We start from the raw sequence: 14536 nt of genomic DNA on the forward strand, positions 1-14536 counted from the left end.
TCATGACCACCACCAACATTCGCCAAAGGCTCATCTGCGGGACCGCCTTCGCCGGCCTGCTGCTGGCCGGCGCCGCCCACGCCCAACAGGCGCCCGCGACCGACGACGTCACCAAGGTCGAGGAAGTCGTTGTCGTCGGCAGCCAGATCAAGGGCGCCAAGACCACGGCGGCCCTGCCGGTCACGGTGATGGACAACACCCAGATCGCCGCCACCGGCGCGGTTTCGGGCGACGACCTGTTCCGCTCGATCCCGATCATGGGCGATGTGTTCATCAATCCCAGCAACGCGGCCCAGACCAGCAACTCGACGCGCGGCGACGTCAACTCGATCAACCTGCGCAGCCTGGGCGTCGGCAACACCCTGGTGCTGCTGAACGGCCGCCGCCTGGTGTCGCACCCGACCAGTCAGTCGTCGGGCACGGTGCCGCTGCTGGGCTACAACGCCAACGCCATCCCCACCTCGAACCTAGAGCGCCTGGAGATCCTGCGCGACGGCGCGGCCGCCATCTACGGCGCCGACGCGGTGGCCGGCGTGGTCAACACCGTGCTGCAGACCGACTTCGACGGCCTGACCATGGACGCCCAGTACGGCTGGGCCGAGGGCACGCACCGCAAGGAATACACCAGCAACATCTTCGCCGGCCGCAACTTCGCCGACGGGCGCGGCAACGTCTCGATCAACGCCAACTTCACCGAGCGCACGGCCCAGCGCCCCAGCGACCGGCCCTATACGGCGACCCAGGACCTGAGGCCGCTGTTCGACAACGATCCGCGCTACACCGACAGCGCCACGCCCGACAACCGCGGCAACCAGAACTCGTTCTCGAACATCACGGTGCTGAACGCCGGCGGGATCGTCCGCCAGGGCACGACGGCCCTGACCACCGCGGCGGGCGCCACCCACGTCCAGCCCAACACCATCGCCGGCTGCGCCGCCCAGCTGGGCAACGGCCTGTGCCTGGGGACCGGCAACCTGGCGACCGGCAGCACGGCCAACTTCCTGCGCTACAATGCGCCCCAGAACGACGCCATCACCGTGGCCCCGAAGATCAGCCGCCAGAACGTCTTCCTCAACGGCCACTACGACATCACCGACACCGTCACGGCCTATGGCGAACTGGGCCTCTACCACGCCGAGTCCGAGGGCCTGACCACCCAGGGCACCAGCCTGGTGGCGATCGGCGTGCCGGCCAGCAACTACTACAACCCGTTCGGCATGGCCGTGTTCGCCAACGGCGCGGTCAATCCCAACCGCCTGCCCAACCTGACCAACGTGCCGGCCGCCGGCCGCGCGGTGACCTTCACCAACTACCGCTTCAACGACCTGGGCCCGAACAAGGTCGAGGTCGAGAACTACCAGACCCGCTTCCTGGGCGGGCTGAAGGGCGAGGCGTTCGGCTGGGACTGGGACTCGGCGCTGCTGTATTCGAAGGCCGACGCCAAGGACGAGTCCGACGGCATCGACAGCGCCAAGCTGGCCGCCCAGCTGGCCCTGTCGACCCCCGACGCCTACAACCCCTTCAACGGTGGGTGCCTGGACGGGGAGGGCGGTCGTGACTGCACGCCCAGCTCCAAGGCGGCGACCGACGCCATCCGCTTCCGCCTGAAGCGTCACTCGACCACCACCCTGACCCTGGCCGACTTCAAGGTCTCCAAGCCCGACCTGCTGACCATCTGGTCCGGCCCGGTCGGCGTCGCCGCCGGCGTCGAGTTCCGCCACGAGACCCAGCAGGACCGCCGCGACCCGCAACTGGACGGCCGCACGCCCTTCACCGATCCGGTGACCGGCGCGACCAGCAACAGCAATGTCACGGGCGTCAACGACACGCCCAGCACCAAGGGCTCGCGCGACGTCGGCTCGGCCTTCATCGAGTTCGCCCTGCCGCTGGTCTCGCCGGAGATGAACATCCCGCTGGTGCGCGCCATCGACGTGCAGCTGGCCGGCCGCTTCGAGAACTACAGCGACTTCGGATCGGTGGCCAAACCCAAGATCGCCTTCGCCTGGGACCTGGTCGACGGCGTGCGGGTGCGCGGTTCCTGGCAGCAGGGCTTCCGGGCCCCCAACCTGGAGACCACCAACCCGTTCAGCTATTCGCGGACCAACAGCGTCACCGACTACTACCGCTGCGAGGCCGACCTGCGCGCCGGCCGCATCGCCACCTTCGGGGCCTGCAACCGCGGCGTCGGCATCCGCTTCACCACGGCCGGCAACCCGGACCTGAAGGCCGAAGAGAGCGAAAGCTACTCGGTCGGCCTGGTCCTGCAGCCCCGGTTCATCCCCGAGCGGTTCGGTGATTTCACGATCACCGTCGACCGTTGGCAGATCGAGCAGGACGGCATCGTCGGCACGCTGGGTTCGACCAACATCGCGGTCCAGGACTACTTGGCGCGCATGACCGGCTCGAGCAATCCGAACACGATCCGCGCCGCGCCCAACGCCGACGACGTGGCGTTCTTCGCCGGCACCGGCCTGGCGCCGGTCGGCCAGATCACCGAGATCCGCGACCAGTTCAAGAACCTGCAGCCGCAGACGGTCAGCGGCGTCGACATCGGCGTGAACTGGGTGCTGCGCACCGAGGACTACGGCCGCTTCACGGTCAATGTCGACGCGACCTACATGGACAAGTTCTCGCAGGACCTGGCCCCGCCGATCCAAGAGCTGTTCGACGCCCGCGGGGCCGGCACGATCAATCCGGCCACGCCGCTGACCGATCCGGGCGACCTGCTGCGCAAGAACGGCAAGCCGGAATGGAAGGGCACGGCGACGATGACCTGGCGCCAGGGTCCGGTGCAGATCGGCGGTTCGGTGCTCTACACCGGCTCGGTGCTCGACACCGACTTCCTGGCCGCCGACGGCACGCCCTACACCGTCAAGTCGCTGACCACGGCCAACCTCTACGTCCAGTACCGGATCGAGGACAAGCTGAGCCCGCTGGACGACACCCGCCTGCGGGTGGGCGCGCGCAACATCTTCGACAAGGATCCGCCCCTGTCTTCGAGCGGCTACATCGGCTCGCTGTACAACCCCTATGCCCGCTATTGGTACGTCAACGTCAGCAAGTCGTTCTGACGTACCTCTGGCCCCGGCGCTTCCTCCCCCCTGGGCGCCGGGGCCGCCCCTCTAGTTTCGATCCGCTTTCAAGAGACGCCGCCATGGGTTCGCCGCTTCGCCGGGTTTGGATGGCCATCGCGGCCCTGGGCTTGACGGCCGGCGGCTGCGCCCACGCCCAGGCTCCGGCCCCGGCGGTCGCCCAGACGGCGTCTCAAGCGGCCAAGGACTGTCCCGACTACCTGCCGGCCGAGTCCCGCTGCTTCGCCGGTCAGGACGCCAACGGCGCGTACTACTGGATCGTCATCCCCAAGGCCTGGAACGGCGCGCTGGTGGTGCACACCCACGGCGGGCCGCGCCTGAAGGCGCCCAAGCCCGACGACGCCCTGGAGGACCTGGAGCGGTTCTCAGTCACCGTGAAGGAGGGTTTCGCCTGGGCCGGCACGAACTACCGACGCGCGGGCTACGGCGTCCGCAGCGCCGCCCAGGACAGCGACAACCTGCGCAGGATCTTCTGGGACCAGTTCGGTCGGCCCAAGCGCACGATCCTGCACGGCCAGTCCTGGGGCGGCAACGTCGCGGCCAAGACGGCCGAGCTGTATGGGAAGGGCGCCGACGGCAAGCCGGTCTATGACGGGGTCATCCTGACCAGCGCGGTGCTGGCCGGCGGCACGCGGTCGTACGACTTCCGCGCCGACCTGCGGGCCGTCTACCAGTACTATTGCCAGAACCATCCCCGGCCCGACGAGCTGGCCTATCCGCTATGGCAGGGCCAGCCGGTCGGCTCGACCCTGACCAACAAGCAGTTGGACGAGCGCCTGGAGGCCTGCACCGGGGTGAACCTGCCCAAGGCCCAGCGCACGCCTGCCCAGCAGCGCAACCTCGACAACATCCTGGCCGTGACCCGCATTCCCGAACGGACGTTGGACAGCCACCTGGGCTGGGCGACCTTCACCTTCGCCGACATGGTCAACAAGCGCCTGGACGGCCACAATCCGTTCAGCAACGTCGGCGTCGTCTATGCCGGCTCCGACGACGACGCCGCGCTCAATAAGGGCGTGACGCGGTTCGCGGCCGACCCCGAGGGCGTGCGCCGCCTGGCCTTCGACGCCGACCTGACCGGCAAGCTGACGGTTCCGACGCTGACGATGCACGCGATCGACGACCCCACGGCCTTCGCGGAGCTGGACCAGGTGTTCCACGACACCGTCGCCAAGGCCGGCGCCGGCGACCTGCTGGTCCAGTCGTTCACCGACGAGCATGAGCACAGCAAGCTGGCCACGCCGGAATACGCCGCGCTGCTTCGGGCGATGAGCGCCTGGATCGAGCGGGGCGAAAAGCCGTCGCCGGCCTCGCTGGCCGCTGGCTGCCAGGCGGCGGTCGCCACCTATGGCGAGGCCTGCCACTTCCAGGTCGACTACGCGCCCCGGCCGCTCGCCGAGCGCAGCTACCCCCGCTAGTTCCCTTACGTCAACCAGGCCGTCGAAGGGGCGCTCACGCTCCCCGAACGACGGCAAAGATTTCAGCTGACATCCCCCTTGCAATTATGTTGCAGCTCCGCGACTTTGCGTCCGTAAGTTGCGGGGGCGGCGTGTGAGTGAGTACCAAGTCGAGGCCGATGAAGGCCTCGCGTGTCTGGTTCTGTTGCTGGGCTTTCACCAGATCGGCGCCGATCCGCAGCAGCTTCGGCATGCCCTGGGCCAGGCCGGCAAGGCCGAAGCCGGCGACCTTGTGCGTCTGGCTCGCCGACTCGGCGCCAAGGCCAAGCTCGCGTCCCTGCCGATGTCCCGCCTGGAGGACGCCCCGCTGCCGGCGATCGCCCGGGGACGCGGCGGCGATTTCTTCATCCTGGCGCGGGTCAAGGACGGCGAGGCCCTGGTCCAGTGGCCCGGCCAGCCGCCCAAGACCCTGTCGCTGAGCGACCTGTCCGCCATCTGGGCTGGCGAGGCGGTGCTGGTCACCACCCGCTCCGAAATCCCCGGCGGCGCGAAGTTCGACGTCACCTGGTTCATCCCCGCCCTGGTCCGCTATCGCGGCCTGCTGGGCGAGGTCCTCGCCGCGTCGCTGACCCTGCAGCTGTTCGCCCTGGCCACGCCGCTGATCTTCCAGGTGGTGATCGACAAGGTGCTGGTGCATCGCGGCCTTACCACGCTGGACGTCCTGGCCATCGGCCTGGGCGCGGTGATCGTGATGGAGACCCTGCTGGGCGGACTGCGGGCGGCGCTGTTCACCCACACCACCAGCCGGGTCGACGTCGAGCTCGGCGCGCGGCTCTACCGCCACCTGCTGGCCCTGCCGATGGCCTATTTCGAGAGCCGGCGGGTGGGCGACACCATCGCCCGGGTGCGCGAGCTGGACACCATTCGCGAGTTCCTGACCTCCTCGTCGGTGACCCTGGTCATCGACCTGCTGTTCACCGTCATCTTCCTGGTGGTGATGTGGTTCTATTCGCCGTGGCTGATGCTGATCGTGCTGATCGCCATCGTCCTCTACGCCCTGGTCGCCGGCTTGCTGACCGGCCCGTTGCGCCGGCGCATCGAGGAGCGGTTCCAGCGCGGCGCCGAGAGCCAGGCCTTCCTGGTCGAGAGCGTCGCCGGCATGCAGACGCTCAAGGCCTCGGCCGTCGAGCCGCAGATGCAGAGCCGCTGGGAGCGCCTGCTGGCCGCCTATGTCGCCGCCGGCTTCAAGGCCGCGCGGCTGAACATCTGGGGCGGCCAGGCGATCCAGCTGATCAACAAGGCCTCGACCGTGCTGATCCTCTATATCGGCGCGCGCCTGGCCCTGGGCGGCCAGATGACGGTCGGCGAACTGGTGGCCTTCAACATGCTGGCGGGCCGGGTCGCCGAACCGGTGCTGCGCCTGGCGGGCCTGTGGCAGCAGTTCCAGGAGGCCCGGGTCGGCGTCGCGCGCCTGGGCGACGTGCTCAACACCCCGACCGAGGCCCAGTTCTCGCCGTCGCGCGCCGCCTTGCCGCGCATCGAAGGGCGCGTCGCCTTCGACGACGTGACCTTCCGCTACAAGCCCGGCGGACGCGAAGCCCTGCGCCGCGTCAGCCTGTCGGTCGAGCCCGGCGAGGTGCTGGGCATCGTCGGTCCCTCCGGCTCGGGCAAGTCCACCCTGACCAAGCTGGTCCAGCGGCTCTATGTGCCCGAGAGCGGCCGGGTGCTGGTCGACGGGGTGGACCTGGCCCAGGTCGATCCGGCCTGGCTGCGCCGGCAGGTCGGCGTGGTGCTGCAGGAGAACCTGCTGTTCAACCGCTCGGTGCGCGACAACATCGCCCTGGCCGATCCGGCCCTGCCGATGAAGGCGGTGATGGCCGCCGCGAGCATGGCCGGCGCCCACGAGTTCATCCTCGAACTGCCCGAGGGCTACGACACCGTGCTGGAGGAGCGAGGGGCCAACCTTTCCGGCGGCCAGCGCCAGCGCATCGCCATCGCCCGGGCCCTGATCACCAACCCGCGCCTGCTGATCCTCGACGAGGCGACCAGCGCCCTGGACGCCGAGAGCGAGGCGATCCTGCAGAAGAACATGCGCCAGATCGTCCGTGGTCGGACCGTGATGATCATCGCCCACCGGCTGTCGGCCATCCGGATCGCCAACCGCATCGTCACCATGGAGAACGGCGCCATCACCGAGACCGGCGACCATGAGACCCTGATGGCGGCCGGCGGTCGCTACGCCCAGCTCTGGCGGGCCCAGACGCACGGCTACGGAGCCGACCAATGAGCCTGCTCGGCCACGCCCGCGCCCTGGTCCAGGCCTGGAAGGACGAGACCGTCCGCCGCCGGACCGGCGCCGGCGCCCGCATCGAAACCCAGTTCCTGCCCGCTGCCCTGGAGATCGCCGAGACCCCGCCTTCGCCGATCGGCCGGGCCATCACCTGGACGATCATCGCCGGAGCCGTCGGGACCCTGGTCTGGGCGTGCTGGGCCAAGGTCGACACCGTGGCCGTGGCCGAAGGACGGCTGGTGCCGACCGGCCGCCTGCGCTCGGTCGAGCCGTCCGATCCCGGCACGGTCCGCGCCATCGCCGTGCGCGAGGGCGAGCACGTGCGCCCAGGCCAGTTGCTGATCGCCCTGGACCCCACGGTGGCCGACGCCGACGCCGAGAGCGCCACGACCGAACTCTCCACCGCCGGCCTGACCCTGGCCCGGGCCAACGCACTGCTCAGCTACAGCCGCGGCGGCGGCGCGGCGGTGATCGCCCCGCCCGGATCCGAGGGCAGCGCCGCCGAGGCCGAGCGCCAGGTGGTCTCGGCCCGCATCCAGGCCTACGAGGCCAAGCGCGCCTCGCTGGTGGAGCGCCGGGCCGGCGCCGAGGCCTCGGCCCGCTCGGCCCAGGCCGAGATCGTCAAGCTGGAACGCACCCTGCCGATCCTGCAGCGCCAGCTGGACGACCAGAAGATGCTGGAGGCCAAGGGCTACGGCGCCCGCCAGAAGCTGCTGCAGCAGGAGCAGGCCATGGTCACCGCCGAGCAGGACCTGATCGCCCAGCGCGGCCGCCTGGACGAGGCCCGCGCCCAGGTCGCCTCGCTGTCGCGCGACGGCGCCGAGCTGACGCAGCAGTTCGTCGGCCAGGCCGCCCAGGAGCGCGCCGAGGCCGAAGGCCTGGCCGCCACCCGCGGCGACGCCCTGCGCAAGGCCGAGCAGAAGCGCGGCCTGCAGACCCTGACAGCCCCGGTGGGCGGGATCATCCAGGCGGTGTCGGTGACGACGCTGGGCGAGGTGGCCGAGACCGGCAAGCCGATCGTCACCATCGTGCCCGACGGCGAGGCCCTGGTGGTCGAGGCCCTGGTCCTGGGCCGCGACATCGGCTTCGTCCATGTGGGCGACCGCTCGGTGATCAAGCTCGAGGCCTATCCGTTCACCCGTTACGGCACGCTGGAGGGCGAAGTCGTGCAGGTTTCGCCGGACGCCATCGTCGACGAGAAGCGCGGACTCGTCTTTCCCGTGCGTGTGAAGCTGTCACAAACGCGACTTAGGGTTGACGGACGCCAAGCTTTGCTGTCGGCTGGCATGAGCGCGTCGGTCGAGATCGTGACGGGGAAACGCCGGGTGATTGATTTTCTGTGGTCGCCAGTGGCGAAGACTGTCTCCGAGGCGGGGAGAGAGCGGTGAGGGGGGCGAAGCGAAAGGCGATGGGGCGCGCATTGGCTTTGGGGGCAATCCCTGTCCTCATGCTCGCGCTTTTGAGCGGCTGTACGAGTGTCAGGGGTGTGGAGAACGCCTCTGCCGACCTGTTCTCGTCCCTTGAGGGCCTGCCTGGCGAGGCCAAGGCCCTTGAAACGGCGCCGCTCCAAGACTTCGTCTGTTGTGGGCAGGATGGCCTGGAGCAATATGAACTAGGCCGTCGTTTCGAACTAGGCGTCGGCAGTCTGCCGCAGGATACGCAGTGTGCGTTGTTCTTCTACTCCGAATCCGGAGTCCTCAGCGTTACGGTGCGTCAGCCCAACGCTTCTGTCGGTGGTTCCCAGGACGTCACCTATCTCGGTTTTCCGCCTGCCCGGCGTGCTGTCCGACGTCTTGCCAAGGCTGGGCATGTGCTGGCCGTGGCTGACTACGCTCGAGCTGGCGAGCGTTGCGGAAATATACGCGATCGCGCCGCTGGTGAGTTTAAATGAATTTTGGGGAGCGATAGATGTCGGACGTCGTGAATATCTACGATCTCTTGTCAAAGGACGCACTGGAAACCCTAACTTACGGGTTTAAGTATGACATTCCGCCGACCGTAAATGGTCAGTGGAATAGCGCATTTTTAGATAAAGCGTTCGATGGATTTGCATATAAAGACTTAATGATTGATCTTGTTAAAGATAGATTTGTATATCAATCTGTAAGCCCGAACATAAATGGCATCTATGCACTAAAGGTATATGATAACGTTCTGCATAAGACGGGATTTGCTTTTAGCGGCACTGAGCTAAATGATGGATTCTGGAATGCCGCCTATACCCTGGGGGCTGATGTCCAGTTAGCGCTGGGCGTAACTTGGCTGCCGGGCTCACCCTATAGCGGCATTCACAACAATATCAGTGCGTGGGTGAGCGGTCAGGTGCAGGGGCTGGGACCCAACCCCCAGTTCTACGGAGTCGGCCAGTCTCTAGGCGGCTATATCGCTCGGGATGTATTCCAGACCAACGGCTACGATACGAGCGCGAACAGCCTGACGATTTTCCAAGCTCCGGGTGAGTTTGGGCTGATAGGGCAGGTTCTCAGTCTCGGCAGTTTCGGTGTCATCCATCTGAACGGGGTCAACTACGTCACGCCGACGGACGCCGTGGGATCGGCGGGTTTCGCGACCAACATGGTGGTGCTGGGCGACGGCGATCCGGGCTGGAGCCCGTTCGCCGGCCATGGAACGAGCGACCTGTCCGCGGCCTTGGTCCGCAGCGCGATGGCTTCGGCAAAGCTTTCTGGAACCCAGACCTCGCTCACGCAATCGAATTGGATCAGCAACACGTTTGCCATCGGCCGCACCGGCGCCGCCTACGCCACGGTCAATGGAAGAACCTATCTCGTCACCGAGAAGGGCGGCAACGTTGACGGGCGTGCGACGATTTCCATGGCGGCGGCGCGCAGCGGGCATGTCAGCGGCCCATTGGCGGATCTGGCCGAACAGCAGGCCACTAATCTGAACACGCCACTCTTGCCTCGTCTCAATCTTGGACGGGAAATCGGCGCGAAACTGGGCAGCAGCATCGGCGTCCTGCTCGGGGGCGACGACCCTTTCGCCCAGGTGGCGGCGGGCACGCTGGCGGGAGCGATCGGCGCCAGTTTCGGTCAATGGCTCGATTTCGACTTTGCCAATATCCAGGGGCTGATCGGCGACGGGGTCGCTCAGTCGTTCGGGCAGCAACTCGGCGCGTCTTTTCGCGACGTCGGCATTCAAGTCGTCAGCTCGCAGTTGACGAATTCGCTGATGAATAAATTGGGCGTCAGCGGGTTCGGCGCTCAGCTTGGCAGCGTCGTCCTCAATACGGCCATCAGCAACACCATCTCGATGGCGCTTCAGTCCACGGGCGTGATCTCCTCCGGGGCGACCAGCGTGTTCTCTGGGTTGGGTGGTGCCGTCGGGTCGTTCTTCGGTAACAAGCTGGGTAGTCTGGTCGTGTCGGCCCAGACCCAAGCTGGCGCCGTTCTGGGGTCGCTGGGCAGCACTGTCGGTGCGATTGTGGCCGGGAAGCTGCTGGGCGGGCTGGGCTGGCTCGCAGGACCCGTCGGTGCGTTCTTCGGCACGGTTCTTGGGACCTTCATCGGGAATCTGTTTGGAAGAAAGAAACCCAAGACGCCGACGGCCTCTGGGGAAACCGTCCTTCAGCTTCCTTACGCGCACTATGAACTCGGAACGATCTCCGTCGCCAACGGAGGCAGTCGTGACCTTGTCACTTCCATGGCCACCGCGGCTCGGGACACCCTAAATGGGTTGATCAGCGTCGTGGTCGGTCAGGAGAAGACGAGCTACGTCTCTAACTCCTATTCCCCGACGCAAGTTTACGGGCACAGAGGCGGCCAAATCTACGTCCGTTTGGGGGGCGGCGGCGAGATCAACGTTTCTGACGCGACCGCAGCGGTCGACAAGGGCGTGTTGTGGGCCATCAAGGGCACGAAGATCGTCGGTGGCGACATCTTTTCTAAGCGCGCGATATTCGCCACGCAGGCGACGAACGTCGCCAATCTCTTCAATGAGCTTCAAGTCGCGCAAGATTACAAAAAGTATCGAAGTGACTGGCGTGAATACAATGAGATCATTGCCGCCAACCCGAATTCGGCGCTGACGGCGGGTTGGGTCCAGACCTTCCAGCGCGTGAACGAACTGGGTCTGGACAAGTGGGCCACATCTGACTTCCACGGCGGCCTGCAAGGCTTCCTCTCCAGCTTCGACCTCACCGGCCACGGCACGGCGTTCGAGAACGTCAGGATCAGCGCCCAGGGCAACGCGGCCGAGATCCAGGCGCGCGGCCAGACCACCGATGGGGTGTTCTCGATCCTTCCCCAGGCGATGGACGGCGCCAGCGACAACGACGTGCTCAACGCGCGCTTCCAGGGCGGCATCGCCGGCTGGGACATGGCGACATGGAACGTCGCCAATCCGGTGCGCGGCGTGGACATGCCCGGCTGGTCCGGCGGCGGCAACGACAGCTACTGGGTTCACATGCCGGGCGCGACCACTGCTGGGGCGTCCCTGATCGACACGCGATCGGACTGGATCGCCAGCCGGGCCGGGGAGACTTACGAGACATCGGTCCGAGCCGCGCAACATCGTGGCCAGGCCAGCGCCTTTGTTGAGTTCTACGACGCCAACCGCAATTTCATCAGCTACGGCATCCTGAACGGCGCGGCGACCGAGGGCGGTTCCAGTCAGGGAGACTTGGCCTCCTATGGCCTGCTCACCGGCGCGACGACGGCCCCGACCGGTACGGCGTATCGGCGAGTCGTGCTGCGTCTCGCCTCGACCGGCGGCGGCGATCCCTTCGCCTTCTTCACGCAGCCGACGTCCCGGACCGTTCCGAACGACATCGTGGATGCGCGTTTCCAGGACTTGGCCAGTTGGTCGATGTCCAGTTGGCAGGTCGCGACGCCCCAGCACGGCGTCAATCTCGCGGGCTGGTCGGGCAACGGCAACGACGTGCTGTGGACGGTGATCCCCGAGAGCTCGCCCACCGGATATATCGATCACGCCTCGGCCATGATCGCCTCCAAGGGAGGTGAGACTTATGAGACGTCGGTCATGGCCGCGCAGCATCGCGGCTTGGCCCAGCTCTACGTGGCCTTTTATGACGCCAACTCCAATTGGCTGGGCAACTCCGCAGTCGTTGGGGGCGCGCAGGAATCCGGCAGTTCCCAGGGCGATATCGCCACCTATAACAAGCTGTCCGTGACCGCCACCGCGCCCACGGGGACGGCTTTCCGCCGCGAGATGCTGCGACTGTCCTCAACCGGCCAGACCACGCCCTATGCCTTCTTCACCCATCCCGTATCGCGAACCATCGCCAACATCCTTCCAGACTGGACGACCAAGGGCGAGGCGCTGCGGATCGAGGACCTGTCCCTGGTCGGCTACGGCGTGCGCGCGCCCGGCGGGGCCACTTCAGGCAACGACCTGATCGATCAGCGCCTGGCGATCGGCGGCGTGACGATCGACGACAGTCACCAGGAATATGTCGAGAGCGGTTACTATCAGTACAACGGTTGGGACTACGAGTGGATCGACACCTCCACTTGGGAGACGCGCGACGGCGGCGATGACATCTTCGTCGGTGGGGCGGGCAGCGACACGCTCATCGGCCGGTCCGGCTGGGATTGGCTGGACGGCGGGGCGGGCAATGACGCCTTGCTCGGCGGCGACCAGAACGACGTACTGATCGGCGGGGCAGGCGGAGACACCCTCTACGGCGAGAACGGCGACGACTATCTCTCGGGCGGCGACGACGCCGACTCGATCCTGGGCGGAGCCGGCGCCGACACGATCGTCGGCGGAACGGGCGGCGACACCACCCAGGGCGAGGATGGCGACGACACCTACCTGATCTCGGCCGACTATACGTTCAACTGGTTCGTGGGCGGGACCTTCAACTTCGCCAGCGACGCCTCCGGCAAGGACACGCTCAGCGCCGAGCGGATGACCAGCGGCGTGACGTTCGACCTCGACTACCGGCCGCCGGATTGGAACGGGCACCCCGACGCCACGGCCGGTAATCCCGCCAGCCGGGCGGCGATCGTCAACGACGCCGTGACGGGCAGGTTCTACAGCTCCATCGGTCTGGTCAATGTCGAGAACGGCACGGGCTCGAACTTCAATGACCGGCTCTACGGCACTGTCGGGGACAACGTGCTCAGGGGGCTCGCCGGCGACGACCAGCTGTTCGGGCGCGACGGCAACGACATCCTCGAAGGCGGCGCCGGCGCCGACTACATGGATGGCGGCACGGGTTGGAACACGGTCAGCTACGAGCATTCGTCCGCGGGCGTCTATGTCGATCTGGGGGCCGGACGAGCCTCGGGAGGCGACGCCGATGGCGACACCCTGGTCAATCTGCTGGCCATTCGCGGCAGTCAGTTCGCCGACCAGTTGAAGGGCCACCAGTGGGGCGACAGCATCGAGGGCCTGGGCGGCGACGACTGGTTCGTGGCGACGGTGGGCGGGTCCAGCTTCTACAATGGCGGCGAGGGCAAGGATTTCATCGACTATTCGGAAGCCGCCGAGGGCGTCTATCTGGTCCTCAGCTCCTATACGCCGACCTTCCAGTATGACGGCAACGGCTATAGCGGCATGGCCGCGGGTGATCGATACAATAACATCGAGGGTGTCGTCGGCACCGCTTTCACCGATTACCTGTACGGCGGCGACGGCGACCAAACCTTCGTGGGCGGACGGGGATCGGACTATCTGGCCGGGGCGGCGGGCGCCGACACCTATGTGTTGAACCGCGGCGACGGCTACGACACGGTCACCGAGGACAACACCGGCTGGAACGTGCTGTCGTTCGGCGAGAACGTGAAGTTCTCGGACCTGTGGATGGGCACGGCGGGCGGGTCGGGCGGCTGGCTGGACGTGGGCATTCGCGGCGACAACGCCCAGTTCCGCGTCGCGGCCAACTTCGCCAACCTCAACAGCAGCAAGATCAAGACCCTGGACCTGAACGGCGCGGGGCAGCTGGATCTGGACGGCATCGAGTACGCGCCGGCGGCCAGCGACTACAGCGAGGCCGTCAACGGCTGGTCTGGGCGGCGCGACCTGATCTTGGCCTATAACGGCGACGACAACATCACCGGTTCGGGCGGGGCCTGGGAGGACAAGGGCAACGTCATCATCGCCGGCCTGGGCAACGACGTGATCACCACCTCGGGCGGCGACGACCAGTTCGCCTACGACCGCGGCGACGGCCTCGACAGCATCAACGACGCCGGCGGCGAGGACTCCCTGGTGTTCGGTCCCACGGTGGCGGCCGAGGACGTCATCTATCAGGTGGTCGGCGACCACCTCTATATCGGGGCCAAGAACCCTCTAGACGCCACCCAGACGGCCTATTGGGTTCCCGACCACGTCCAGATCTGGAACGGCGGGGTGAAGTGGGTCGAGACCGACCAGTACGGTCAAGCCACGGGCTTCTCGTACACCAACACGATCGAATACGTGATCGCCGGCGGGACCTCGATCGACCTGCGCAAGCTGGACATCGCCTGGACCCCGCAGGCCTACTACAACTACAGCAACTACTCCCCGATCGCTCTGGACCTGGACGGCGACGGGCTGAACCTGTCGGCGGTGGAGAGCTCCAACGTGGTGGTCAGGACCGCCCAGGGCGGGCTGTCGAAGATCGGCTGGGTGGGGCCCACGGACGGCTTCCTGGCGGTCGACCGCAACGGCGACGGGGCGATCAACACGCTGTCGGAAATCTCGTTCGTGCAGGACAAGCCGGGCGCGACCAGCGACCTGGAAGGCCTGCGCACCTGGGACACCAACGCCGACGGGGTGCTGGACAAGGC

At 66.8% G+C, this 14536-nt stretch carries 7 protein-coding genes; 6 read left to right on the forward strand and 1 reads right to left on the reverse strand.

Annotated features, from left to right (window positions below; genetic code table 11):
* Positions 1-2: 2 nt before the first annotated feature.
* The 5 genes from AC1DYP_RS12570 (at position 3) to AC1DYP_RS12590 (ending at position 8670) form a co-directional block, all read left to right on the forward strand.
* Positions 3-3071, forward strand: a complete 3069-nt coding sequence (locus tag AC1DYP_RS12570; protein WP_477046612.1) for a TonB-dependent receptor domain-containing protein — start codon at positions 3-5, stop codon at positions 3069-3071.
* A gap of 83 nt (positions 3072-3154) precedes the next feature.
* Positions 3155-4510 carry a hypothetical protein gene (locus AC1DYP_RS12575; protein WP_477046613.1) on the forward strand — a complete coding sequence of 452 codons (1356 nt, stop codon included), beginning with the start codon at positions 3155-3157 and terminating at the stop codon, positions 4508-4510.
* A gap of 133 nt (positions 4511-4643) precedes the next feature.
* Complete coding sequence (locus AC1DYP_RS12580; RefSeq protein ID WP_477046614.1) at positions 4644-6776, forward strand: type I secretion system permease/ATPase; 2133 nt, start codon at positions 4644-4646, stop codon at positions 6774-6776.
* Positions 6773-8167, forward strand: coding sequence for an HlyD family type I secretion periplasmic adaptor subunit (locus tag AC1DYP_RS12585; RefSeq protein WP_477046615.1), 1395 nt, complete (start codon positions 6773-6775; stop codon positions 8165-8167). The genes AC1DYP_RS12580 and AC1DYP_RS12585 overlap by 4 nt, the downstream gene beginning before the upstream one ends.
* Before the next feature lie 59 nt (positions 8168-8226).
* The gene (locus AC1DYP_RS12590; protein ID WP_477046616.1) at positions 8227-8670 is read left to right on the forward strand and encodes a hypothetical protein; all 444 of its coding nucleotides are present in this window, start codon (positions 8227-8229) and stop codon (positions 8668-8670) included.
* A 479-nt stretch (positions 8671-9149) separates the two neighbouring features.
* Here the strand turns inward: AC1DYP_RS12590 and AC1DYP_RS12595 are convergent, their stop codons facing one another.
* On the reverse strand, positions 9150-10382 hold the full coding sequence (locus AC1DYP_RS12595) for a hypothetical protein (protein ID WP_477046617.1): 1233 nt from the start codon (positions 10380-10382) through the stop codon (positions 9150-9152).
* Positions 10383-10853: 471 nt separating this feature from the next.
* On the opposite strand from AC1DYP_RS12595, the gene AC1DYP_RS12600 reads away from it, so the two are divergent.
* Positions 10854-14536: calcium-binding protein (locus AC1DYP_RS12600; protein WP_477046618.1), on the forward strand; the 3683-nt coding region annotated here is incomplete at its 3' end.

The organism is Caulobacter sp. P1_D6 (genome assembly GCF_056406095.1).

What these genes read in the sequence shown, in the direction of transcription:
- AC1DYP_RS12575 (WP_477046613.1), top strand. Translation starts at nt 3,155, where the DNA reads ATGGGTTCGCCGCTTCGCCGGGTTTGGATGGCCATCGCGGCCCTGGGC.
- AC1DYP_RS12570 (WP_477046612.1), top strand. Translation starts at nt 3, where the DNA reads ATGACCACCACCAACATTCGCCAAAGGCTCATCTGCGGGACCGCCTTC.
- AC1DYP_RS12590 (WP_477046616.1), top strand. Translation starts at nt 8,227, where the DNA reads ATGCTCGCGCTTTTGAGCGGCTGTACGAGTGTCAGGGGTGTGGAGAAC.
- AC1DYP_RS12585 (WP_477046615.1), top strand. Translation starts at nt 6,773, where the DNA reads ATGAGCCTGCTCGGCCACGCCCGCGCCCTGGTCCAGGCCTGGAAGGAC.